Raw genomic sequence first — 23,166 nt, 5'->3', positions numbered from 1 at the left:
GAATGGTATGGGTGGAAGCAATGGGCTATTTTATTTGGCCCGAGTTATGGATTTTTTCTTGCACTATTCTACATATTTATTCTGCCATACACAACTCTTCTAGTTCACTTTCCAGATTAAAAATTTCACTATCTATAATACTTTTTTCTTGATCATAAGTATCTCGCTTATTATTTAGAATCGAATAAATAAATCCTTTCCCATATTGCAATTGAGAAAAATCCCTAGGGAAAATATTTTTATATGTTACCATACCTAACAATTTATTTTGATCTAATGAAGACGTATTAATTTCACTATCGTATATCGTATACTCGTTAAAAATATTTTTAATTAACCTCATATCATCAATATAAAATGATAAGTTTCTCAAAAAAGTTCTATCAATTTCTTTAATTGATCCAAAAATTTCCATCATCTTATTGAAAGAATTAGACGAGCTAACAGTTGGTACTACTGGAATAATTAAATCAAAAAATTTTGTCCTATCTTTTGATACAAAAATATCATCTTTTATGAGGTATAAAAACACTAATTTCTTATGAGTGTCTTTTCCTGCTAAATCATCTTGCTTTCTTTTATTTATTAGCTGGTTAAGTTCTCTAAGTTTTCTAAATACATCAGTACTTCCAAAGCGATCTAAATCTTCGAATACGATAACATCTGCACCACTATTTTCAAATAGATAAATTACTTCGTTTAAATGCTCATCAAAAAAAGAATTTTCACTATTTTTAAAAAGCTCAATTTCATTCCCACGAATTGAAACCTTTCTGATTAACGATCTGTTGATTTGAGCACTTCCAAAAACATAAGTTAAATACCCAATCAGCCCCAAAAGTGCAGCAGCAGCAAACACCCTTAAAGAAGGATTGATTGTACGGTACAGCAAATTCATGTGATTGATTTGTACGAAAGCAGCCCAATCGTCAAATCTTAATAAGAAAATTGAGAATGCGAGCACTAACGGTACTATAATCGCCCACACAATAATTTTTCTAACTGAATTGTTCTTTTTAACTTTAGTAAAAGCTTGAGGAACATTTTTAACATTAACCTGGTGCAGTAGCTGATTAATAATTTTACCTTCTATTTCTTTGAATTCTTTAAAAGGCTGAGTAGGAGCTTCACTTATTTTTTGGTTAACCGATTTCATTTCTGGAGTTACTTCTTGTTGATTTAATACTAGTGAATTGCTATCATCATCAATAGTATCGTATTTACCAAGAGCTACATGAATAAATTTCATTTGTTCATTCTCTGTTTTGTAACTTTCAATTATACTACTTTTTCCTGCACCATAGGGTCCAGTTAATCCTACATTGTAAATACTATCATCTTCCATCATTTGATTAAGAGCGTCTTCGTATTTACCTAACTCAACATCATTAACTGGACCTAATGATTCAAAAATATACTTTTTTTCTTTATTTTTTTACTGTTACCTGTGTCTGCTTCAGACTTGTTTTGACTCAGTGTCTCTATTTCCTTTTCTGAAATTATCAGTCCTTTAAACATACCTCTCCAAGACATTATTCTTTCTATGTATTTATCATCCACTTATAACACCCTCTTTTTTACTTAGGATTTACTTCTAAATATTATTATACATCAAAACATTAATTTATTTGCTTAAACTAAGTACCAATAGGGTATACTCTGAGAGTGTAAAATATCTTGTGTAAATAGAAAAAAGGAAGTCCCTTCTGTAGAATAGAGTTACCACACTACATTCACAGAAAAGAGGACTTCCCTATGAACAATCTTACTACAGATATCTTACAGACTCTAGCCACAAAAGGTGATTTAAACGAATGTTTTCGTTCTCATCTAGAATTAGCCGTTAACACCCTCTTAAAAACAGAATTGACTGCCTTTTTGGATTATGAAAAATATGATCGGATCGGTTTCCATTCAGGAAACTCTCGGAATGGCACCTATGATCGTAAGGTCAAAACCGAATACGGCGAACTTCAGCTTCAGATTCCACGTGATCGGAATGGTGAATTTAAACAACAGACTTTCCCAGCCTATAAGCGAACCAATGAGACCTTGGAAGAAACGATTATCCATCTTTTTCGAAAGGGGATCACGATGTCCGAAATTGCCGATCTAATTGAGAAAATGTATGGCCATCATTATACGCCACAGACGATGTCCAATATGACGAAAGTCTTTTCTGAAGAAGTCGCTGCTTTTAAAAAGCGTTCACTAAATAAGCACTATGCCGCTATTTATCTGGACGCAACCTATATTCCTTTAAAACGTAAAACCGTCGATAAAGAAGCCATTCATATTGCCGTAGGCATCCGTCCAGACGGCGCTAAAGAAGTACTGGGTTATGCCATCGCACCGAATGAATCGACCATAACTTGGAAAGAGCTACTAGAAGACTTAGTAAGTCGAGGCGTTCAGTCCGCTCTCCTCTTTGTGACTGATGGGCTTAAAGGGATTAAAGATACCATTCATCAAGTATTTCCCAGTGCAGCGTATCAACACTGTTGTGTGCATGTTTCTCGCAATCTTGCCAGTAAAGTACGCGTAGCAGATCGAAGAGACATATGCGAAGACTTTAAAGCTGTTTACCAAGCGGACTCACGAGAAAAAGCAATCGAAGCTCGACTAGATTTCACAGAGAAGTGGCACACCCGCTACCCTAGAGTAACCAAATCTATTTTAGAGAACGATAGCTTACTGACCTTTTATGACTTTCCTGCTTCAATCCGAAGAAGCTTGTACTCCACTAATTTGATTGAGTCTTTTAACAAACAAATTAAAAAATACAGTCGGCGTAAAGAGCAATTTCAAAATGAAGAATCTATGGATCGCTTTTTAGTCTCAAATTTTGATCTGTACAATCAGAAATTTTTAACTCGAAGCCACCGCGGTTTCCAACAAGCTGAAGCAGAACTTTGGGAAATGTTTGGAGAACTAGAAGAAAGATAAGTTTTTTACAGAAGGAACTTTTTATTTACACAAACTTCTTGACGCTCTCTATACTCTATCGTTACTACAGAAAAATATTGGTATAATAGCTTCAATTATGTATCAATAGACTTAACCTGAATTATAATAACTGGAGAACTTGACTGAAGCGCTTTTATGTTGATAGGTCACACTAAACGAATAAAAAACTGAAATTCTGATGGAGGAAATAATGATAGAAATATATTCGGTTCAACAGTACATTACAGAAATAGATAATCTAGGTGATAAAAAATTTCTTTTTCGTGGAGAAAGTGATTATCATGAGGAAATAACAGCTAGTGTATTGAGATCACATAAAGGTCAATATTACGACTCTGAAAAATTGCGCAAAGATTATTATAGAGAAATAGCACATGAACTGAGTCAAAGTGAAAAAGACAATTTTTTGGCATATTCACAACACCATGGGTTGCCTACACCTTTAATTGATATAACTACAAACCCTTTAGTAGCACTTTACTTTTCCACTGCTTACAATCTACCTATAAAAACAGGATACGTCCATGTATTTGATAGAAATAACTGTATTCCTTTTGATATACTGCCGAAAAACTACATAGATCGTCCCTTTGGACTTAGCACAATTGATAAATACGAAGGTTTCTTAAAATTTTTGGAAGAAAATAGACCTGAAACATACGATTTAGTAGTGTATCTATTAACAGATTTGTTGAAAAAAATTTACACCATAGAAACTGGTCAAACTTTTAGTGAGAAAATAATACTGAATATACGAAATCACTTAAAATCGACATATAAATTAGAAGAAATCTATAAGTCAAATCTAGAAAGTATTATTTGTGATTTAGAAAAAGAGGAAGTCATTTTTTCTGAATTAAATAAAAGTGTGCGGTACTACGATAATAAATCAGATAGTTTCTACTTTTATACAAACACAACCCATAATAGCTTTGGTAGAGAATTTACTTATGGATTTTGGTGGATATTTTTAATAAACCGTTATGATAATTGTTTTTTCACTTTAGATACTCATGTTACTTTTCATAAACGTAAAGACTACTCTATGATTCCTAAACCAGTTATCCCACCTGTTTTGTATCAATCTGAAATATCCTTTGATAGAATGAAAGTTCAAAATGGGTTATTTTTCTATCAATTATTTTCAAAATTTGGAAGAAAACGACCAATAATTACTCAACACATTATGAAAGATCATACATTTAAAATTAATGATAAATTATCTATTTTAAAACAATTGGATAGAATAGGAATAAATAGAAAAACGTTATTTCTAGATCATGATAATACAGCGAAGTATTTAGCCGAGAAACAATTTTGAAAATACTAACCGTTAAAAAATCGTTCCTAATTATTTTAACCTTGAAAAAAACGCAACAATACTGATTAATGTTGCATGCAAAAAAAGAATCCTATTTAAAAATAGGATTCTTTTTTTATTTGTGACTATCGAAATTACTACTATACTTGTTATTTTCCTACTCTTTTCGCATATTCTTTAGGGTAACGTTCCCCTGAAATTTCGATTTTCGAAAGAGCATTGTTCAGTTCACTCAATTCATTCTGAGTTAGTTGAACCTCTGAAGCGGCAAGATTTTCTTCTAAGCGTTCTAATTTTCTAGTTCCAGGAATAGGGACAATCCATGGTTTTTGGGCAAGTACCCAAGCAAGCGCAACTTGAGGTAATGTTGCTTCTTTTTCTGCAGCAAATTTTCCTATAAGGTCAATGAGTACCTGATTAGCTTCCATATGTTCTACTTCAAATCGAGGAACAAGGCTACGAAAATCGTCATTATTAAATGTTGCTTTTTTATCGATTTTTCCCGTAAGGAATCCTTTTCCTAAAGGACTAAACGGTACAAACCCAATACCTAACGATTCAAGAGTAGGAAATAGTTCTTTTTCAGGGCTTCTCCACATCATGGAATACTCACTTTGAACAGCTGTGACGGGTTGAACAGCATGTGCACGACGAATCGTTTCAGCACCTGCTTCAGAAAGCCCCCAGTGTTTTACCTTCCCTTCTTTAATCAGGTCTTGCAACACACCAGCCACTTCTTCAATTGGAGTATTGGGATCTACACGGTGTTGATAGTAAAGATCAATCGTATCTACTTTTAGACGTTTAAGTGATCCTTCAACTGATTTCTTGATTTGTTCTGGGCTACTATCTAGCACCTGTTTATTGTTTGCCATCTGAATACCAAATTTAGTTGCGATTATGACTTGTTTTTTGAACAGAGCAAGTGCTTCCCCTAGTAACTCTTCATTCACATATGGACCATATACCTCGGCTGTGTCAAAAAAAGTAACGCCCCGATCAAGTGCTGCATGGATTAGAGAGATCATTTCTTTCTTGTCTGAAGCTTTTCCGTAACCATGACTCATTCCCATACAACCAAGCCCAAGAGACGAGACTTCTAACCCACTATTTCCTAATGTACGCTTCTCCACTGATCATCTTCCTTTCTAAAAATCTGAAAGCCATCTATTAAGATTATCCTTGTCTTCATCTGCATTTCTATCTTCAACGGTATAAACTTCCTCTATATTGGATTTTGGAAGTAGTTCTGATAACCTTTGAAACGTATCTCCTGAACCATATCCAGCATTGGTAGAAAAGGAAGTGACTATTTTTCCTTCAAGTTCTTTTTCATATCCTTGTATGAATGTCACCATAGGATTAGCCAGCGTCATTGCCCATATTGGGTGTCCCAAAATAACCGTCTGATATTGTGTTAAATCAGGTATACCCGTAGATAATTCTGGATACAACTCATTATCTCTTTCGTAGGTTGCCCGATTTTCCGTTTCCTCATAGTTGCTGGGATAGGGCTCTTTGACCTGCAGCTCTAAAATATCAGAATCGATTGTTTCACTAATTTCTTTTGCTAATTCTTCTGTATGGCCACTTCTTGAAAAATAAATAACAATAGATTTTGCTGAATCTGACAACTTTCTAGTGGGTGCTTCGCTTGCATTTGTATCTTTTCCGTCTGATATAGCTCCACGTCCAAAATTGCCTGATTCACTTGTGGTTGACGCATTTTCCGGTGAGCTTTCTTCAGTTTGATTGTTCATTTGACAGCCTGATAAAAAAACAAAAGCAGATATTGCTCCAAAACTTTTTCTAATCATTAACGTTCTCCTTCCATAATTTAACCTAAAGATTTTAGTAAGAAGTCCGTAATCTCTACTATAAATAAAAGTTGTTGTTAGTCACTATACGTTTTTTAAATATCCATTTTTCTACTAGCCATCCATTTGATCATTTCTGGATCAGAATGAGAAAAGAATTGGCTTTCACCTTCATTTAAAGTTGCCATTTCTTTTTTATCCTCTTCAGTTAACTCAAAATCAAAAACAGCTAGATTCTCAACCATACGTTCTGGTTTCACTGACTTAGCTAGTACAATAATATCTTGCTCGACTAACCAACGAATAATGACTTGTGCTACTGATTTTCCATATTTATTTCCGATATTTTTTAAAACTGCATTATTGAAAATATCATTTTTCCCTTCAGCAAATGGTGCCCATGCTTCTGGGATAATGCCTTCATTTTTTAAAGCTTCAATATTTTTTGCTTGTTGTTGGAAAGGATTGATTTCAATTTGATTGACTTGTGGAGTCACTTCATTAAATGCAGCTAAGTCAACAGCTCGGTCAACTCCAAAGTTTGAGACACCAATTGCTCGAACTTTCCCTTGTTTTTGAAGTTCTTCCATTGCACGCCACGCTCCATACACATCATTATAAGGTTGGTGAATCAACAATAGATCTACATAGTCTAAACCTAATCGTTCTAGTGAGCGTTCTACAGAAGTCATAACCCCATCATAGTTAACGTTATCTACCCATACTTTTGTCGTTACAAAAAGCTCTTCACGAGGCACGTCCGAATGAGCGATTCCTTTACCAACGGCTTCTTCATTCATATAGCTTTGTGCAGTATCAATATGACGATAACCTGCTTTGATCGCGTCTTTTACGGCTTTCTCAGCTTCTTGTGGATCTGTGATTTGAAACGTCCCAAATCCTAAAATCGGTACTTCTACACCATTGGCTAGTTTTACAGTTTTCATATAAAATTCCTCCATTTAAATTAGTTATTTTTGACTACATTTTCACTATACACCTTAGAGTTAACTTCAAAGCAACTCTTTTAACCTGTTTTTTTCTTTTTGATATAGCTGATCTACTAATAGTTGATTCTGGTATAAGAAAAAGAAGCAAGTTTCAATTCTTCATTTATCTTCGTATAGATTTCTGTTACTACAAAGGGATTGATCACTTCATTTCCACTTACAATAGCTGTTAATTTTACTTTATTTAACAAAATAACTGTCGTATCAAATTCGTGAATCGTTTTTTCTTCAAATGCTACATGTTTGTAAATGATTTCCCTAGATTTTATAATGTTGATCTCTTCATCTCTTGATAAAGTAACGCCCATGTGCACAAAAACCGCATTGGAGTGCACCAAATCCATTAAAGTATCCGAATCAATTTCTTTTAAGCTTTTCCAAATTTTTTCAGATATTTCCATAACGTTGTTCATCGATCAGATCTCCTCTTATAGCTTTTCAAAGGTAAAGCGATTTTTCGTTATATACGTTATATAGTCGTTTATTAGTTTTTTACCCGAAAAGATTGATTCCATAACTCTTCTACTCTTTCGTTACTTTTAAACTCTTCATTTATACGTGCTATATGTTCGTCATACGTATCGATCTTATATTGAAGTAGGTTACGAACGCTCATCATTTCTTCTAGTTTTGAATCTACTTCAACTAATTGTTCTTTTAATATATCTTTTTGAGCTAACCTTTCGTCTCCTTCTACTTGAGAAAGCAACGTAAATTGTATAAGAGATTCAATGGACACCCCAGCACTACGTAAACTTTTTGCCAAGAACACCCAATTTATATCTTGGGTGGTGAATTGCCGATAGCCATTTTCTCCTCTGGTTATTGTTGGTATAACGCCTACCTGTTCGTAGTAGCGTATTGTATCTGTTGTGATTCCAAACATGTCTGCCACTTCTTTAATAGACTTCAAATTTCCCACCTACTCTACTTAAATTTTATTTTTATTACTACCGTTAACTTATAGACCTAGATCAGTATAATCATGATTTACAATCTTTTTTAATCTAAAAATATCATTTTCGAATTCAAATATTAAAATACAGCAATTGGCAAGTGGCGCTTCCTGATCAACGCTGCTTTCGTGCGCCCAATGTCTCATAAACTGTCTACAAGAAGCTCCATGTGATACGGCCAATATATTTTTTCCTATATCTTTTTGCACAAGATCCATAAGCGTATCAGCTATTCTTTTTTTAAAAGCTTCTTCTCCTTCCCCACCATAAGGTACAAAAAAATCACCGTAAGGTAACGGAGGATTTAAATACTCATGTTCTGCTTCTAATATCCCAAAATTCCACTCTTTTAGTCCTTTAACTCTTTTGTAAGGTTGATCTGTTAAGATTTCTAATGTATCACAAGCTCTTTCCGACGTAGAAGAATAAGCGGAATCGAATGTAATCTGATTGGTTGAAAAATAGTCTTTTGCAATTTCGGCTTGTTTTATTCCAATTTCAGTAAGTGGTGAATCAGACCATCCTTGTATCTTTTTCATTTTGTTAAAAAAAGTTTGTCCATGTCTTACTAGATAAACTGTTTTCTTCAAGTCTATTCCTCCATTCATCTTTAACTCTATCATAAACTATGAAGTTCACTTTAAGGCAAGAGAAAAGAATTTATATTTGTAAATTTTTTTCTTACTGTTACTTTTTTTACCGTTTTAATAATTTACGAGAGAAATGCAAAAAACGCAACAATCTATAATATTGTTGCGTCCAAAACCTTTTACATTTAAGGTTTTCTTTGTATACTTAATTTAAAGCAAAATAACGCAACGTAATTTAAAACTTGTTGCGTTTTAAGGAGTAGTACCTCGATTCCAGTAAAAGACCAAGAAAAAGTAAAGTTTTAATAACTTATTTACCCCTTTTTTTAGATAATGGTTCTATAATAAATGACGTTGGTGAGAAATTACCAACGTCATTTATTATAGAACCAAAATTTATTACTGTTTGACTTTATTCTCTACCAACGTTGTTTCCTAGGTGCAGTCAAGTCATAACTCTTATTAATTTATATCTGTATCAAGTTGACACCTATTAAGTTACCTTTTTACATACTAAATAAACCTAGCGGTTATGCTTTTTTTTTACAAGCTAGGCATGTATACTATTAATATAAAGATTAGCTATGTGGGGACTTAGCATAATCATATAACTCATTTTTATTAACTAAATAATGAGTAACTTTTAACAGCTTGTTCATGCAAGCTATTACAGCAACTTTATCTCTTTTGGAGTAAGGTTGTTTTTTTAATTTATAATAGTAATCAACAATATGGTTGGGTGCAGTTTTTTGAGTTTTTAACATATTTCGAATAGTAAAAAATAATATCTTTCTAGCGCGGGCATTCCCACGTTTATTTATTCGGTCTTTCTTTCTCATCGTTCCAGATTGATGAGTGCGTATATCAATTCCAACATAAGCGTTCAACTGATTTGAAGTAGAAAATCGTCTGATATCCCCTAATTCAGAAATAATTAACGCGGCCGTTAGAGGGCCTATCCCAGGAATACTAACTAATACTGAAAATTCATTAAGCTTTTTTGACTGTTCAATCATTTTTTTAGATAATCGTTCTTTTGTATCAAATAACTGTTGTATCTGCTTAATTCTGTATTGAACTTTAGTTACTAAAAAATGATCTTTATCTACTGCTGGATAAGATACATCTGCTAAATGAATTAGTTGATCTGCTTTCAGTAGAGCTTCTTCTTTTGAGATATTTTTTTTAGTGCTTGCGAGAATTATATTTTTTATCCTTGTTTTACTTAACTCTTTAATATATGCAGGATGAGGAAAACGCTCAATAATATTTAATGCATATTTAGATAGGTTACTAGAATACAGCGTCTCTATCTCTGGAAAACACTGTTGGAGAACGGCGTGAAGTTGTACTCTTTGTTTTATTAGATTAGCGTGAACCTCATCATACAAAATAGATACTTCATGTATCTCTGAATAGATTGAGGTCTGATGATTCTTTTTTTCACGATCAAAACGATAATGTGACTGTGCTAATTTATGTGCATCTACTTTATCTGTTTTATTGCCACGCAAACCATCGGTTTGTTTTTTAGCTAATAATGGGTTTAGGATACAATACGAAATCCGCTCAGTCTTAAAAAAAGACTCAATCTGTTTAGAATAAACACCTGTAGCTTCAAAAACTACTTCAGTAGTTTCTTTACAAAGCTGGCTTTTAAGTTGGTTAAACCCTTCTTGATTGTGCTTAATTTCCCATTCTGCAACACACAATTCTTCTTCATAAATAACAACATAACTTTTTCCTTTACTTACATCTAAAGCCATGACTCTCATTTATTTTCGCTCCTTTCTATATTAAATTGAAGTACTCCACTATGCCTTAACGATTCCACTTTCCTATAGACGATCTCAAAGGACCAACATACTTCAAACTGATTCAATCAAGGATAGTGAAGGGGCCAGTTTGACATGCAGACTCATGGTCTTCTAACGTTGACGGCCTCATCTTCACCTCTACTATATAAAAAAATAGTAGTGCATATCCACCGTCGTGGATATTACACTACTAATCTTAGTATGTTTGACGTAGAACCATTTTATTTTAACTAAATTTAGCTCATCCACACCATTTGACGAAGAGCCTAATTTAAGGAAGAGAGACCAAAAAAATATTCGAAACAACAGTTAGCTTTGCAATGCAGCTACTTGGAGAAAATTCTTATACAGAAGTAGAGAAAATGACTGATATTAGTAAAAGTACTTTGACATGCTATAAGAGAAAATACACGTTACAACACTAGTGATTTTTTTATATAAATAATACAATAAACCTGGATTATTCATATAATCTATCCTTAGTACTTAAAAATGTTGTAGTACCGAAACTTACAAGCATTCCGATTTTTCACCTATGGTGAAAAATCAAAATCGTGCTTAAGGTCGGCATGTAACTGTTCTCAATACATTTCATAAAAAGTATGAATAATCCAGGATAAATAATAATTTATAAGAAAATAGGGATAAAAATGGCTCAGGCAGACTTAGATTTAATTGCAGAATCTTATCAAAAAGCTTTAGCTTTACCTAAAAGAAGAAAAAACGAAATATTAGTTTCGTTGATGAATCAGCTTGAACATAACTATTCCACACTCATTATATAATAAAAGCGTAGAAGATAACAGATTTAATCTGCATAAAAGTATAAGTTTATTTACATACTCAAAGGTATAGTTGGTTTTTCTTAAGAGATGAAATCATTCAGTTTTATGAACGGGTTCGGAAAAACGCCGTTAAGAAGACGAATTTTCGTTATCTTCAATAACTATTATACTACGTTTTTCATAAAGTGAATTTATACACGTAGCGTACTTATTGTTTTATAAGAAAAAAACTATCTTAGTTAAATAATCTCAAATACAGAACTTTAGAATAAGGTAGCTGCTTAACAAAATAAAGACCTTGTATTTTATTAAACTTGCCCATGTAGTAATTTAGCGTAATAAAGAATAGCTTTTACAGCGCTATGCCAACCATGTAATCTTTCTTGTCGTTCTTTATCAGTCATATGTGGTTCAAATTGTTCTTTTTCAGATACTAAGGCAGTTAATTCATTTTGGTCTCGCCAATAATCAACCGCTAATCCAGCCAGATAGGCAGCACCCAAACTTGTTGTTTCTAAACGTTCAATTCGTCTAACAGTTTTTCCTAGGATATCTGCTTGAAATTGAATCAATAAGTTATTTTGTGCAGCTCCTCCATCAACGTGAAGAATATCAACTAGAATATCAGTATCTAGTTCCATTAATTCAATAATGTCACTAACTTGATAGGCGAGTGATTCTAGAGTAGCACGGACTAATTCTCGGCGGCTGGTGGATTCATCGATCCCTAGGACAGCTCCACGTGCTGATGAATCCCAATAAGGTGCGCCAATACCTCGAAAGGTCGGGAGTACATAAACGCTGGAATTAATCTCCGCTTCAAGCGCCAATAATTCTGAATCATCCATCGAATCGAATAAATTTAATCCATCTTTTAACCATTCTATTGCACTACCTGAAATAAGTGCTGAACCCTCAAGAGCGTAAGTTACCTTCGAACCAATAGAATAACCGATTGTCGTAAGTAATCTGTGTTTGGATAATTTTGGTTCGAAACCTGTATTCATAACAATAAAAGTTCCTTGCCCATAGGTACTTTTTACTTGGCCTGGTTGAAAGGCTAACTGGCCAAATAAAGCAGCCTGTTGATTCCCAGCCACGCCAGAAATAGGGATATTTACTTCGCTAAATAAATCTATATCCGTTAGGCCATATACATGAGAACTAGGATAAACCTTTGGCAACATACTTTTAGGAATATGAAACAGATTTAGTAAATATTCGTCCCATTCTAAAGTATGGATGTTGAAGAGCATCGTTCTAGAAGCATTTGTATGATCAGTTGAATGAATTTTACTATTCGTTAGATTCCAAATAATCCAACTATCAACTGTACCGAAAGCTAACTCTCCATTTTCTGCTCGTTTTTGTGAGCCAGGATGATGATCAAGAATCCACCTTATTTTACTAGCAGAAAAATAAGGGCTTAGAACCAATCCTGTTTTCTCGTGGATGTATTCTTCAATTTTTTCTTCTTTTAGTTGATTCACAATTGCTAATGACTGATTAGAACTCCAAACAACGGCATTGTGTATGGGGTGACCCGTTTTACGGTCCCATACAATAGTTGTTTCACGTTGGTTGGTTATCCCAATTCCTTTAATCTGACTAAAGGATACTCCTGAATGTTCCATAACATTATCGATAACCTTACAAACAGATTGCCAAATGACAAGTGGGTCTTGTTCTACCCAGCCAGCCTTTGGTATATGTTGCTCAAACTTTTGAGATGCGGTATTAATGTAATTTCCTTGACGATCAATGATAATAGCACGCGTTGTCGTTGTTCCTTGGTCGATAGATAAAATATATTCTGCCATCAGCAACCATCTCCTTAAGTATATTACATAGAAAAATCGTCTTAAATCTAACCTTTTTTTAAATTAAAACTTATTATGAATTGTTTTAATAAGTAATTCATGAAAGTGATTACTTTGAGGAACACAGTCCTTAAGCACCCAACGGTAGAGCATCTCAGACAAACCATACGTATAAAATTCAGTAGTTATCTCCATAGAATTTTGATTATAGACTGAATGAACATGGTTTTTATAATAGTCTTTCATAATTGTTTGGACTTCTTTTTTTATGTAATAAATAAAATAATCTTTAAAAGAATCTAACTGTGTATTAGAAAAAATTCGCTTATAGTAGACTTTATTTTCTTCAAGATACGTTAATAAATAGAATAATATATCCTCTCGGTTTTCCCAAATAGAAATCAAATTAATTGATCCAGAAACCTCATAGGAGAAAATCCAAGTAATTAAATCATACTTGTCATCAAAATGGTCATAAAAAGTTTGGCGACGGTACTCGGTTTGAACCATTATATTCGTTATCGATATCTTGTCGATAGCCTTTTCGCAAGTTAGTTTTTTGAAAGAATAAGAAATGATTTCCTTAGTTGTGTTATTTTGGGTCATATTTCTTAACTCCTTTGACAACAGATTAGCTTTAATATTCTCTTACAGTTGATTATACATCATACTAAAAATAATTGAAGCGATAAAGTCTTTCTTTTGTCTGTTTAGTTGATAACGTTTACTTAATAAACTGATTTTATAAAAAAATAAAGCGCTTTAATTATTTGGTGAATATTTTAGCAATTAATTTTTAAAGACGTTTTATTTCAAAAATAGGGGGAATAGAATGGAGAAAACCATTTATTAGTCCATCAAAATATGTCCAAGGTGAAAATGAGTTGTTAAATTTAGGGTTCTACATTAAATCTTTAAGTGAGTCAGTATTAGTTATTGGGAATCCTTATGATATCAATCGTTTTCAAGATAAGTTGGATCAAACTTCTAAACATTTTGTAGTCATATAACACTTAGCTGACTTTGGTAAGGAAGCAACACGAGAAGAAGCCGACCGCCTTAAAAAGCTAGCAAAAGAAAAAGGAGCAGACGTCATCGTCGGTTTAGGTTTCGAATTAGGGGGACTTGCTGCAGCTCATGCTATTTATAATGGTTAACGGTTCTAAATGGTCCTCATAATTATTTCCACATGGTGAACAAGTGGCCTTTACAACTTTTGTTCAACGTATTCTTGAAGATGAACCAACAAAAGAAGTGGAAGAGTTATTAGATTTCAGTTTATCGGTTGGTTTGCCTGTTTTTTTAGAAGACTTAGATGTAGAAGAAGTAAGCTATGAAGAAATTGTTAAAGTGGCACAAAAGGCTTGTATCCCTGAAGAATCTATCTATGTCTTCTTTTTAATTTACTTGGAACCTTTAATAATCGTTTCATAAAAAAGATAAGTGATAATAATTGAAAAGAAAAGAGGAAAAAAATGAAAAAAATTGTTAATAAAGTTGAAGATATTGTAATAGAGATGTGTGAAGGTATGGTTAAGGCTCACCCAGAACAATTAAGTTTTAATAAAAAATATAAAATTATAACAAGAAAAAAGTTAAATACTAATAAGGTAACTTTGATTAGTGGTGGTGGTAGTGGCCATGAACCAGCTCATGGTGGCTTTGTAGGTAAAGGGATGTTAGATGCAGCTGTTTGTGGAGATGTATTTGCCTCCCCGTCAACAATACAGATTTATAATGCGATTACAAAAACTGAGTCAGATAAAGGAACGTTATTAATTATAAAGAATTACTCAGGAGACTGTATGAACTTTGATGGAGCTGCAGAAATGGCTGAAGATGACGGTATAATGGTTGAGAAAGTTTATGTGAATGATGATGTAGCAGTTAAAGATAGTCTTTACACCATTGGAAGAAGAGGTGTTGCGGGAACAGTACTTGTTCATAAAATTGCAGGAGCTGCAGCCGCAAAAGGTCTTAACCTTTTAGAAGTTAAAAATTCAGCTGAGAAAGCAATAGAAAACGTAAGATCCATAGGATTTGCTTTTACTTCATGCACTGTACCAGCAAAGGGAACACCAACATTTACCATTGGTGATGATGAAATGGAATTTGGTGTAGGAATTCATGGAGAACCTGGTATAGCACGTGAAAAAATACTATCTGCAGATGAGCTTTCGGAAAAAATGCTTGAACGAATTATTGCTGATTTACCATATGAAACTGGGGATGATGTAGCGTTGCTTGTAAATGGTTTTGGATCGACCCCCTTACAGGAATTGTATCTTTTAAATAATTCAGTTAGTACGATTTTGGAGAATAAAAATATAAAGATTTACAAAACTTTTGTTGGTAATTATATGACAGCCATTGATATGAGTGGCGCTTCAATATCTCTTATGAAATTAGATAAAGAGCTCAAAGAAATGCTAGATTATCCATCAGATACTCCAGCATTTAAGATATGAGTATTTGTTGAATAAAAATAGTTCAACTACCTGGGAGGAAGCTATAGTGGAAAAATTGGAAGTATCAAACGTTGTACAAATTGTAGGACATATGTGTGATGTAATCATTGAAAATGAGGTCTATTTCTGTGAATTGGATTCAGCTGCAGGAGATGGTGATTTTGGAATGTCTATTGCTAAGGGATTTAGAGAGTTAAAAAATGAGTGGGAGGAACTTCCTAAGGAAGATATTGGAGCATTTCTTAAAGCATGCGGAATGATTATCACCGAGTACTGTGGAGGTGCCTCAGGCCCTATATGGAGTTCAGCTTTTAGAAGTGCAGCAAAATATTCAAAGGGTAAAACAGAATTAAATTTAAAAGAGGTTTCTGATCTTTTCCAATCTTCTGTAGATGGAATACAGAAACGTGGAGGAGCTAAAATTGGAGATAAGACATTACTTGATGCACTAATTCCAGCAGCTGAATCTTTTAAAATAAGTGTTGAAGAAGATGATACTTTTATGATAGCTGCTAATAAAAGTGCGTGTAAAGCTGTATGTGGAGCTGAAAAAACAAGAGAAATGATAGCTTCTAAGGGAAGGGCTTCATATCTTGGGGAGCGAAGTCTTAATTTTCCAGATGCTGGAGCTGTTGCTATCGGTGTTATATTTATGGAAGTAATAAAAAAAATTAAAGAAGAAGCAGAATAATAATTTGTAGATAATTTATGTTGTATAAATATTCTAGAACTAATAATAAATTAAAAAAGGTGGAATAAGTACGTATATATGTATTCATTCCACTTTTTTAATTTACGCAAATTTCAAGTTTAAGTTAGCTACTTGTTGAAAATATAAACTACGAACATCTATTAACTAACCAGCATTTTTGCTTGAAACTATTTTTTTATACTACGTTCTATTCTCTTCAAGATAGTTTAGCGGCAGTAATCAGTCTGATCCATGATATCTATTATGGATATTTTGTCAATTATTTTTTCGCTAGCTAGATTTTTGAAAGTACAAGAAATAATTTTTTTGTATTTTGGTAGTTCATACTTGAGACCCCTTTGACAATTTATTAACTAAACTATTCTATTTCTTTCTACTATAAGTCATACTTCAAAATAATTAAAGCGGACAAATAGTATCTTTTGTCTATTGAAATGATATCGCTTTCTTATTAAACTTAGTTTAGATTTAAAAAGAAGTCATTCATTACTTCAAGAGTGACTTCAATTTAAAAAATATGAGGAGGAATAGAAATGAGAAAAGCTTTTATTAGTCCAACAAAATATGTCCAAGGAGAAAATGAGTTATTAAATTTAGGTTTTTATGTTAAATCCTTTGGTGAATCCGCTTTAGTTATTGGAAATCCAGGCGATATTGAACGAGTTCAAGATAAATTGGATAAAACAGCAGAACATTTTGGCATAACTTTACACCTTGCAGATTTTGGTGGAGAAGCAACACGCGAAGAAGTAAATCGTCTTAAAAAATTAGCGAAAGAAAAAGGGACAGATATCATTGTTGGATTAGGTGGTGGAAAAGCAATCGATACATCTAAAACAGTTGCTAATGGTCATAATTTAATTGTCTGCCCAACGATTGCAGCTACAGATGCCCCAACTAGCCACTCTGCAGTATTATATACGAAAGATCATCATTTTGATGAATACGCTTATTTTATCCAAAGCCCTAGCGTAGTATTAATGGATACTACGGTAATTGCTCAAGCACCAGCTCGATTCTTAATTTCCGGCATGGGAGATTCACTAGCTACTTATTATGAAGCGCGTGCAACACGTCGTTCAAATTCAAATGTAAACGCTGGCTTGCCGAATGGATACCATACAGGGGATACAGCACCTGCTAAAGGTACGATTGCATCTATCACATTAGCAAGAGCTTGTTACGAAACAGTGATGGAGAATGGCTACAATGCAAAGATTGCATGTGACAATAATGTTGTTACACCAGCATTAGAGAATATTATTGAAGCAAATACACTATTATCTGGTCTTGGATTTGAATCAGGCGGACTAGCTGCAGCACATGCCATTTATAATGGCTTGACAGTTCTAGATGGTCCTCATAATTACTTCCATGGGGAGCAAGTAGCATTTACAACATTTGTCCAACTTATCCTTGAGGACGCACCAAATGATGAAGTTGAAGCTTTATTAGACTTCAGTTTATCTGTTGGGCTACCGGTATCATTAGCAGATTTGGATGTAGCAGAAGTGAAATATGAAGAAATCCTTAAAGTCGCCGAAAAAGCATGTATCCCTGAAGAATCTATTCATGCTATGCCTTTTGAAGTGACACCTGAAAGTGTAGCTCAAGCTATTATTGCAGCTGATGTAATTGGCCGAGACTACAAGAAACGCAAGTCAGTAAAATAAACTATTTGTTAAACTTATAGATCAAAGGATGGGAACTGATGAAAAAAATTGTGAATGACCCGATTAATATAGTTGACGAAATGTTAAAAGGCATGATCATTGGCCATGCTGAATTGGTCCAAAGGATACCAGAGACTGGTATCATCCAACGTAAAACGGAAAAATCAGGAAAAGTAGCTGTTATTTCTGGAGGCGGAAGCGGACATGAACCCGCTCATGCTGGATTTGTCGGCGAAGGAATGTTATCTGCTGCCGTTTGCGGAGCAGTGTTTACTTCCCCAACGCCAGATCAAATTTTAGAGGCCATTAAGGTAGCCAATGAGGGTGCCGGTGTCTTCATGGTGATCAAAAATTATTCTGGAGATATTATGAATTTTGAAATGGCTCAAGAATTGGCTGAAATGGAAGGAATAGAAGTCGCAAGTGTTGTTGTAGATGATGATATCGCTGTGGAAGACAGCTTATACACTCAAGGGAAACGGGGAGTAGCCGGAACGATTCTCGTTCACAAAATAGTAGGCTACGCAGCGCAACAAGGAAAGTCAATCACAGAAATTAAAGAATTAGCTGACAACTTAATTCCAAATATTAAATCTATTGGACTTGCATTGACTGGTGTGACTACACCAGGAAGCACTCAGCCAAGCTTTGTCCTAGCAGAAGATGAGATTGAATACGGAGTAGGAATTCATGGTGAACCTGGATATCGTAGGGAAAAACTGCAAACATCTCATAACCTGGCAAATGAGTTATTAACGAAATTAGTAAACGAATTTGATGTGAAAGTAACAGACCGATTTGCGGTAATTGTTAATGGATTAGGTGGAACACCATTAATGGAACAATATGTCTTTACAAATGATGTACAACAGCTTATGGATGAACGTAAATTGTCAGTGGACTATTACAAAATAGGCAACTATATGACATCACTTGAAATGCAAGGGTTGTCATTAACTTTACTTTATTTAGAAAATGATTTTTATATTGAAGCATTAAACGCACCAGTCACAACTATAAGCTGGTAAGTATGTTGACAGTTTATAGGTTATACGAAAGGAGCCAAATCCATAATGGATATACAAACAGGCATTCGTTGGATGGAATTATTTAATGAGAAGGTCCAACAAGAAAAAGATTATCTCACGCAACTGGACACACCGATTGGGGATAGTGATCATGGCAATAATATGTCGCGAGGCATGGCTCATGTTGTCGAAGCGATTGACACACAATCTCCCAATTCACTCGAAGAGCTTTTAAAACTAGTTACGACTACTTTATTAAGCAAGGTCGGGGGCGCATCAGGTCCACTGTATGGTTCAGCTTTTATGGGTATGCTGAAAACATATCAAGGAGATGGTTCATCATGGAGCAAAGTGCTACAGTGTGGATTAGAGAGCATCCAAAAACGTGGAAAAGCCGAAATTGGCGATAAGACGATGATCGATGTTTGGGCACCAGTTGTTCAGGCAGCAGAAAACGAGCAATTAACCAATGAAGTTATTGATGAGGCCGTCGAAGCAACGAAACCATTAAAAGCTAGAAAAGGGCGTGCTTCATATGTAGGTGAACGCTCCATTGGACATATCGATCCAGGTGCTTATTCCTCTGCTTTACTATTTCACGCTATGCTAGAAGCGGAGGCTGGACAATGACAAAAACTGGTATTATTATTATCTCTCACGTGTATGAGATTGCAAAAGGGATCAACCGATTAATTCAAGAAGTTGCTGGTGACGTTGATATCGAAGTAATTGGAGGACTATCCGAAACTGAAATTGGGACAAGTTTTGATAGTATTCTTGAAGCTATCAATAAACATCCATCGGATAATTTACTTGCCTTTTATGATTTGGGTAGTGCCAAAATGAATTTGGATATGGCTAAAGAGCTTAGTGATAAATCGATCACTATTTACGATGTACCGATAGTTGAAGGAGCTTATACCGCAGCAGCACTCTTACAAGCGGGTGTGACTCAAGAGGCAATTGAAGAGCAATTAAAAGAAATACAGATTGATAAATAAAAAAATATAAGAAGAATAGGGGACCTGAATAATTCATAGCTCTATAATTTAAGCTGGTTTCTTGAATAAATTAATCGTTCTTGGAAAAATTGGGAATTTTTCTACAAAATAGTGCGTTCTCGAAGTAGATTTTAACTAAATGAACCTTCTTACGATTCTCTTGTTTGTTTGAGGGCATACTTCTCCCTTGTAGACGATTGATTCAAAAAAATAACGTGATAACTGATTTAAATCCATTGACTGGATCGCCGTAGGCGCTCGAAGACCCTATAGAATTCAGTTTGATACACATGATAACTCGACAATTTTAGATAGGCTCGTCTGCCTGTTTGCACGTATGCGTCAAGTTTTTCTCGGTAACCTTTAACTAGTAGAATTAACAGAAATTATGTTGTGTTAATATTTTCAGGAAAATGCCCGGCCTAATTTCCCAATGAAGCTACTCACAGGGCCATAGTTGGATATTTTCCCAGTTTGAACAGTGTGTGTGGTTGAACGAGGCTTTTTCAAAGCCTGACGGACTGCTCCCTTAAGATCTTCACCTAACGGTTCAACGATAGAATCAACTTCTGTGGTCAAAGCTTTTTCCAGAAGACTGTTTTGTTCTGCTGTTAGTAATGCTACGACATTAGCTACACCTGCTTTTGTCCAACTACGTCCCTGCCTTTTCGTCCGGTAACTATACACACGATGTCCAGTTTCACAAACGCCTGTCCCATCGGACAGGGGGAGGTCACGTTGTTTAAAGCTTTTGATGTATTCCCAATTTCTATACAAATATTTTTTCAATTTTTTAATTTGATCTTTGCGTATTGCTTTGCTTTCTTCTGGCATGTCTATCAATCTGCTTTCAGCTGTTGCACAAACGGATTCCACTAATGACCAGTCAAATTTTTTTACAGCTTTTATCATTAATCCTTCCATTTTTTTATCGAAAGATAAACGTTCTTTTACCTTTCGATGTACGTGGTAGGTATCTCTAAAATGTTCATGCCGATGACAATAGCCAACGATAGTGTCAAATTTATCTTTTTCATACCCGCTTCCTCCATCGCTGTTTGTGATGACAAGTGTCTCTTTCAAGTCATAGACTTGATTTAAATAATGAGCAGCTTGCTTAAAAGCGTCTTTACTGGAATCTAAACTTGAAAATGCCATCTTGTTTATAAGCGTATGTCTCTGCTTCTTTTTATCAATGCCTTCATGTACGATGACGCGATGAATGGTTGGAGAGTCGCCTTGCCTTCCTTTAACAAGCAAACCATCACCTTCAATATATAATGCTTTTACCTTCTTTCGCTTAGTCTTAGGAAGGTCTGATTTATAGTAATATTTAGACAGGTAGTGTTGAACCTTTTCTCCAACCTCTTGCGTTACACGGTGAATGGTAGAATGGCTAGCTGTCACAGAACTACTTATCAGAAGAGACTTTTTGGCCTGTCTATAAGGCATATTAGCCCCCAATTGAGCCATCACCTTTTGAGTGTTAGGAGAGTAGCGCTTATACTTTTGTAAGCCTAAGGCTTTATCCAAAGCGATGAAAGATGGTCTCCCTTCCTTTTTTAGTCGTCTCCGATAGTAAGTGATCTTACCAAATACAAATTGAACAGTTCGAGGTTCAATATTGTCTACATGCCAGCCTTTATGTTTATACTGCTGATAAAGTTCTTTATCTATTCTCTCTATGGCATGCTGCATTAACCATTCATTCCAACCTTGAAACCAAAGGTTTAAATTGTTTTCTATATCGATAACAGATTCTTCATTCTTCCAGAGTTCAACTATTTGTGATATTATATGATTCATAACGAGGCCTCTTTTCTACTGGTGTGGTAACTACTAGATTAAAGGTCTCGTTTCTTTTTGTCTAGAAAACGAAATGATATCACTAACCGAGAACTATTTTACACTAACTGTTTGCACAAGTTTGCCAGCGACTTTAAGGAATGTTAGTCGGATGGAATGAATAGTCATCCCTTGGTTCTTTTTATCAAAGCCGATAGTCTTTAGACAGTTGATGAGGTTGTATGCAAGCAGACTAATCATCATTCTGACATGATTTTCTAAGAAGCGTGGACTATCTGTTTTATCGAAATAAAAGCCACCTTTCGCTTCTTTGATGAAATTCTCCATTGTCCCTCGCTTGCCGTAAAGAGAAAATATAACTTGAGGCGATACGTTATCTGACAGATTGGTCACAATGAATGCGTGTTGAAAGAGGAGTTCTCCTGCTTCACGGATTGATCGAATACAGACACGACGGGGTTTCGACCATGATTGTGCTTGATAAGGCATTGAAAAATACTGAACTTCCCGATCTTCCCATTTTTGGTTATCCCCGTAAAGAACGGATTGCTCAGCTAATTGACTTAACCTCCGATTGTTCTTTAATCGGATCACATACTGACTTTCATTTTCTTCACAAGACTCATACACCTCTGGTGTTGCGAAGCCGCTGTCCCCACGAACCAATATGTCAGTATTCGGTATGGATTCATTGTAGTGGTGTAACAATGGGTCGATAAAGGCTTTCACCCCTTTAGATGTGTACTGATTACCTGAACGCAGTTCAGCTTTTAAGAAATCTCCAGTCAGTCCGTCAAAGGCAACTAATGGGTGGTAGCCGTAGGTTTGATAATGTGCATTATAATCTGTTTGTTCTTGATGGCCAAAGGTATCTGAATGAGTGGAATCGAGATCAATGATTAACTCTGTGTCATTGCGAATCAAACGCGCTTTATCAATGAGCGACTGATTTAATGATTGTAATTGACCCACATTTTCCGTGGTGAAACGATCCAGAAACCGTGAAATTGACGATTGTGAGGCTAATTGTTTTCTGCCTAACACCATTTGAAAGACTGGATCCTGTCGTAACAGATTAGCTGACGAGTCTGCCGAATAACCAGCAATCAGTTGCATAATGAGCTGTTCTAATATCGCTAAATTATCATGCGTGTAGTAAGCACGGTTATCTTTAATGTCCAGAAGTGATTTTGCCAAATCAGAAAACTTGAAGGTATCCATTACTTCTTTAACTAAGACTAAACCCGAATCACTCGATAAACGACCACCTGTATGCGAAATGATGATGTTTGAATTGAATTTTACCTGGTTTTTGTGTAAGCTAATCATGAAGAGAACTCCTTTCTTATGGTTGGTTTAGACACCTTTACCATATCAGAATGGGGTTCTTTTTTC

At 34.8% G+C, this 23,166-nt stretch carries 21 protein-coding genes and 2 pseudogenes; 10 read left to right on the top strand and 13 right to left on the bottom strand.

Annotated elements, in window-relative coordinates; translation table 11 throughout:
• Nucleotides 1-76: 76 nt before the first annotated feature.
• On the bottom strand, nucleotides 77-1,348 hold the full coding sequence (locus tag BKP56_RS03280; protein WP_072693693.1) for a YobI family P-loop NTPase: 1,272 nt from the start codon (nucleotides 1,346-1,348) through the stop codon (nucleotides 77-79).
• 50 nt (nucleotides 1,349-1,398) lie between these two features.
• Nucleotides 1,399-1,560, bottom strand: a complete 162-nt coding sequence (locus BKP56_RS13740) for a hypothetical protein (RefSeq protein ID WP_156849208.1) — start codon at nucleotides 1,558-1,560, stop codon at nucleotides 1,399-1,401.
• 195 nt (nucleotides 1,561-1,755) lie between these two features.
• On the opposite strand from BKP56_RS13740, the gene BKP56_RS03275 reads away from it, so the two are divergent.
• The gene (locus BKP56_RS03275) at nucleotides 1,756-2,946 is read left to right on the top strand and encodes an IS256 family transposase (protein ID WP_072693692.1); all 1,191 of its coding nucleotides are present in this window, start codon (nucleotides 1,756-1,758) and stop codon (nucleotides 2,944-2,946) included.
• 211 nt (nucleotides 2,947-3,157) lie between these two features.
• Entirely contained in the window at nucleotides 3,158-4,288 is a 1,131-nt protein-coding gene (locus BKP56_RS03270) for an FRG domain-containing protein (RefSeq protein ID WP_072693691.1), read from the top strand.
• A gap of 149 nt (nucleotides 4,289-4,437) precedes the next feature.
• On the opposite strand, the gene BKP56_RS03265 is transcribed toward BKP56_RS03270, so the two are convergent.
• From BKP56_RS03265 to BKP56_RS03235, 7 genes are all read right to left on the bottom strand, one after another.
• A complete protein-coding gene (locus BKP56_RS03265) occupies nucleotides 4,438-5,421 on the bottom strand; it encodes an aldo/keto reductase (protein WP_072693690.1) in 984 nt (327 codons plus the stop codon).
• A gap of 15 nt (nucleotides 5,422-5,436) precedes the next feature.
• The gene (locus BKP56_RS03260; RefSeq protein WP_083540453.1) at nucleotides 5,437-6,105 is read right to left on the bottom strand and encodes a flavodoxin family protein; all 669 of its coding nucleotides are present in this window, start codon (nucleotides 6,103-6,105) and stop codon (nucleotides 5,437-5,439) included.
• Nucleotides 6,106-6,200: 95 nt separating this feature from the next.
• Entirely contained in the window at nucleotides 6,201-7,052 is an 852-nt protein-coding gene (locus BKP56_RS03255) for an aldo/keto reductase (protein WP_072693689.1), read from the bottom strand.
• A 116-nt stretch (nucleotides 7,053-7,168) separates the two neighbouring features.
• A complete protein-coding gene (locus BKP56_RS03250; RefSeq protein ID WP_072693688.1) occupies nucleotides 7,169-7,528 on the bottom strand; it encodes a nuclear transport factor 2 family protein in 360 nt (119 codons plus the stop codon).
• Nucleotides 7,529-7,599: 71 nt separating this feature from the next.
• Complete coding sequence (locus BKP56_RS03245) at nucleotides 7,600-8,001, bottom strand: MerR family transcriptional regulator (RefSeq protein ID WP_091898708.1); 402 nt, start codon at nucleotides 7,999-8,001, stop codon at nucleotides 7,600-7,602.
• A 75-nt stretch (nucleotides 8,002-8,076) separates the two neighbouring features.
• A complete protein-coding gene (locus BKP56_RS03240) occupies nucleotides 8,077-8,661 on the bottom strand; it encodes a histidine phosphatase family protein (RefSeq protein WP_072693686.1) in 585 nt (194 codons plus the stop codon).
• A 578-nt stretch (nucleotides 8,662-9,239) separates the two neighbouring features.
• Entirely contained in the window at nucleotides 9,240-10,436 is a 1,197-nt protein-coding gene (locus tag BKP56_RS03235; protein WP_072693656.1) for an IS110 family transposase, read from the bottom strand.
• 692 nt (nucleotides 10,437-11,128) lie between these two features.
• Here BKP56_RS03235 and BKP56_RS14115 point away from each other — a divergent pair.
• Nucleotides 11,129-11,263 (top strand): hypothetical protein, encoded by a 135-nt coding sequence (locus BKP56_RS14115; RefSeq protein WP_257786581.1) that lies wholly within the window; start codon nucleotides 11,129-11,131, stop codon nucleotides 11,261-11,263.
• A gap of 308 nt (nucleotides 11,264-11,571) precedes the next feature.
• On the opposite strand, the gene glpK is transcribed toward BKP56_RS14115, so the two are convergent.
• Nucleotides 11,572-13,083, bottom strand: a complete 1,512-nt coding sequence (glpK, locus tag BKP56_RS03225; protein WP_072693685.1) for a glycerol kinase GlpK — start codon at nucleotides 13,081-13,083, stop codon at nucleotides 11,572-11,574.
• Between the two features lie 63 nt (nucleotides 13,084-13,146).
• Nucleotides 13,147-13,689 carry a TetR/AcrR family transcriptional regulator C-terminal domain-containing protein gene (locus BKP56_RS03220; RefSeq protein WP_072693684.1) on the bottom strand — a complete coding sequence of 181 codons (543 nt, stop codon included), beginning with the start codon at nucleotides 13,687-13,689 and terminating at the stop codon, nucleotides 13,147-13,149.
• A gap of 485 nt (nucleotides 13,690-14,174) precedes the next feature.
• Between BKP56_RS03220 and gldA the strand changes: the two are divergent.
• The 7 genes and pseudogenes from gldA to dhaM form a co-directional block, all read left to right on the top strand.
• Nucleotides 14,175-14,472, top strand: a pseudogene (gldA, locus tag BKP56_RS14200) (glycerol dehydrogenase); the annotation flags it as partial.
• Nucleotides 14,473-14,558: 86 nt separating this feature from the next.
• On the top strand, nucleotides 14,559-15,551 hold the full coding sequence (gene dhaK, locus BKP56_RS13850; RefSeq protein WP_072693682.1) for a dihydroxyacetone kinase subunit DhaK: 993 nt from the start codon (nucleotides 14,559-14,561) through the stop codon (nucleotides 15,549-15,551).
• A gap of 46 nt (nucleotides 15,552-15,597) precedes the next feature.
• Entirely contained in the window at nucleotides 15,598-16,242 is a 645-nt protein-coding gene (dhaL, locus tag BKP56_RS13845) for a dihydroxyacetone kinase subunit DhaL (RefSeq protein ID WP_072693681.1), read from the top strand.
• 554 nt (nucleotides 16,243-16,796) lie between these two features.
• Entirely contained in the window at nucleotides 16,797-17,936 is a 1,140-nt protein-coding gene (locus tag BKP56_RS03200; protein WP_072693680.1) for a glycerol dehydrogenase, read from the top strand.
• Nucleotides 17,937-17,974: 38 nt separating this feature from the next.
• Entirely contained in the window at nucleotides 17,975-18,964 is a 990-nt protein-coding gene (gene dhaK / locus BKP56_RS13600) for a dihydroxyacetone kinase subunit DhaK (protein ID WP_083540452.1), read from the top strand.
• 45 nt (nucleotides 18,965-19,009) lie between these two features.
• Complete coding sequence (dhaL, locus tag BKP56_RS13595) at nucleotides 19,010-19,594, top strand: dihydroxyacetone kinase subunit DhaL (protein WP_083540451.1); 585 nt, start codon at nucleotides 19,010-19,012, stop codon at nucleotides 19,592-19,594.
• Nucleotides 19,591-19,965: a dihydroxyacetone kinase phosphoryl donor subunit DhaM gene (dhaM, locus tag BKP56_RS03190; protein WP_072693679.1), complete on the top strand. Its 375-nt coding sequence runs from the start codon at nucleotides 19,591-19,593 to the stop codon at nucleotides 19,963-19,965. Before dhaL (BKP56_RS13595) ends, dhaM begins: the two co-directional genes overlap by 4 nt.
• 405 nt (nucleotides 19,966-20,370) lie before the next feature.
• Here the strand turns inward: dhaM and BKP56_RS03185 are convergent, their stop codons facing one another.
• On the bottom strand, nucleotides 20,371-21,771 hold the full coding sequence (locus BKP56_RS03185) for an ISLre2 family transposase (RefSeq protein ID WP_072693097.1): 1,401 nt from the start codon (nucleotides 21,769-21,771) through the stop codon (nucleotides 20,371-20,373).
• A gap of 108 nt (nucleotides 21,772-21,879) precedes the next feature.
• Nucleotides 21,880-23,100, bottom strand: a pseudogene (locus BKP56_RS03180) (IS1380 family transposase); the annotation flags it as partial.
• Between the last annotated feature and the right edge of the window lie 66 nt (nucleotides 23,101-23,166).

Source organism: Marinilactibacillus sp. 15R (genome assembly GCF_001895285.1).
GTDB lineage: Bacteria > Bacillota > Bacilli > Lactobacillales > Carnobacteriaceae_A > Marinilactibacillus > Marinilactibacillus piezotolerans.
This window is presented reverse-complemented; position numbering and strand designations above follow the sequence as displayed.

What these genes read in the sequence shown, in the direction of transcription:
- BKP56_RS03280 (WP_072693693.1), bottom strand. Translation starts at nt 1,348, where the DNA reads ATGATGGAAGATGATAGTATTTACAATGTAGGATTAACTGGACCCTAT.
- BKP56_RS03275 (WP_072693692.1), top strand. Translation starts at nt 1,756, where the DNA reads ATGAACAATCTTACTACAGATATCTTACAGACTCTAGCCACAAAAGGT.
- BKP56_RS03270 (WP_072693691.1), top strand. Translation starts at nt 3,158, where the DNA reads ATGATAGAAATATATTCGGTTCAACAGTACATTACAGAAATAGATAAT.
- BKP56_RS03260 (WP_083540453.1), bottom strand. Translation starts at nt 6,105, where the DNA reads ATGATTAGAAAAAGTTTTGGAGCAATATCTGCTTTTGTTTTTTTATCA.
- BKP56_RS03255 (WP_072693689.1), bottom strand. Translation starts at nt 7,052, where the DNA reads ATGAAAACTGTAAAACTAGCCAATGGTGTAGAAGTACCGATTTTAGGA.
- BKP56_RS03250 (WP_072693688.1), bottom strand. Translation starts at nt 7,528, where the DNA reads ATGAACAACGTTATGGAAATATCTGAAAAAATTTGGAAAAGCTTAAAA.
- BKP56_RS03245 (WP_091898708.1), bottom strand. Translation starts at nt 8,001, where the DNA reads ATGTTTGGAATCACAACAGATACAATACGCTACTACGAACAGGTAGGC.
- BKP56_RS03235 (WP_072693656.1), bottom strand. Translation starts at nt 10,436, where the DNA reads ATGAGAGTCATGGCTTTAGATGTAAGTAAAGGAAAAAGTTATGTTGTT.
- BKP56_RS14115 (WP_257786581.1), top strand. Translation starts at nt 11,129, where the DNA reads ATGGCTCAGGCAGACTTAGATTTAATTGCAGAATCTTATCAAAAAGCT.
- glpK (WP_072693685.1), bottom strand. Translation starts at nt 13,083, where the DNA reads ATGGCAGAATATATTTTATCTATCGACCAAGGAACAACGACAACGCGT.
- BKP56_RS03220 (WP_072693684.1), bottom strand. Translation starts at nt 13,689, where the DNA reads ATGACCCAAAATAACACAACTAAGGAAATCATTTCTTATTCTTTCAAA.
- dhaK (WP_072693682.1), top strand. Translation starts at nt 14,559, where the DNA reads ATGAAAAAAATTGTTAATAAAGTTGAAGATATTGTAATAGAGATGTGT.
- BKP56_RS03200 (WP_072693680.1), top strand. Translation starts at nt 16,797, where the DNA reads ATGAGAAAAGCTTTTATTAGTCCAACAAAATATGTCCAAGGAGAAAAT.
- dhaK (WP_083540452.1), top strand. Translation starts at nt 17,975, where the DNA reads ATGAAAAAAATTGTGAATGACCCGATTAATATAGTTGACGAAATGTTA.
- dhaL (WP_083540451.1), top strand. Translation starts at nt 19,010, where the DNA reads ATGGATATACAAACAGGCATTCGTTGGATGGAATTATTTAATGAGAAG.
- dhaM (WP_072693679.1), top strand. Translation starts at nt 19,591, where the DNA reads ATGACAAAAACTGGTATTATTATTATCTCTCACGTGTATGAGATTGCA.
- BKP56_RS03185 (WP_072693097.1), bottom strand. Translation starts at nt 21,771, where the DNA reads ATGAATCATATAATATCACAAATAGTTGAACTCTGGAAGAATGAAGAA.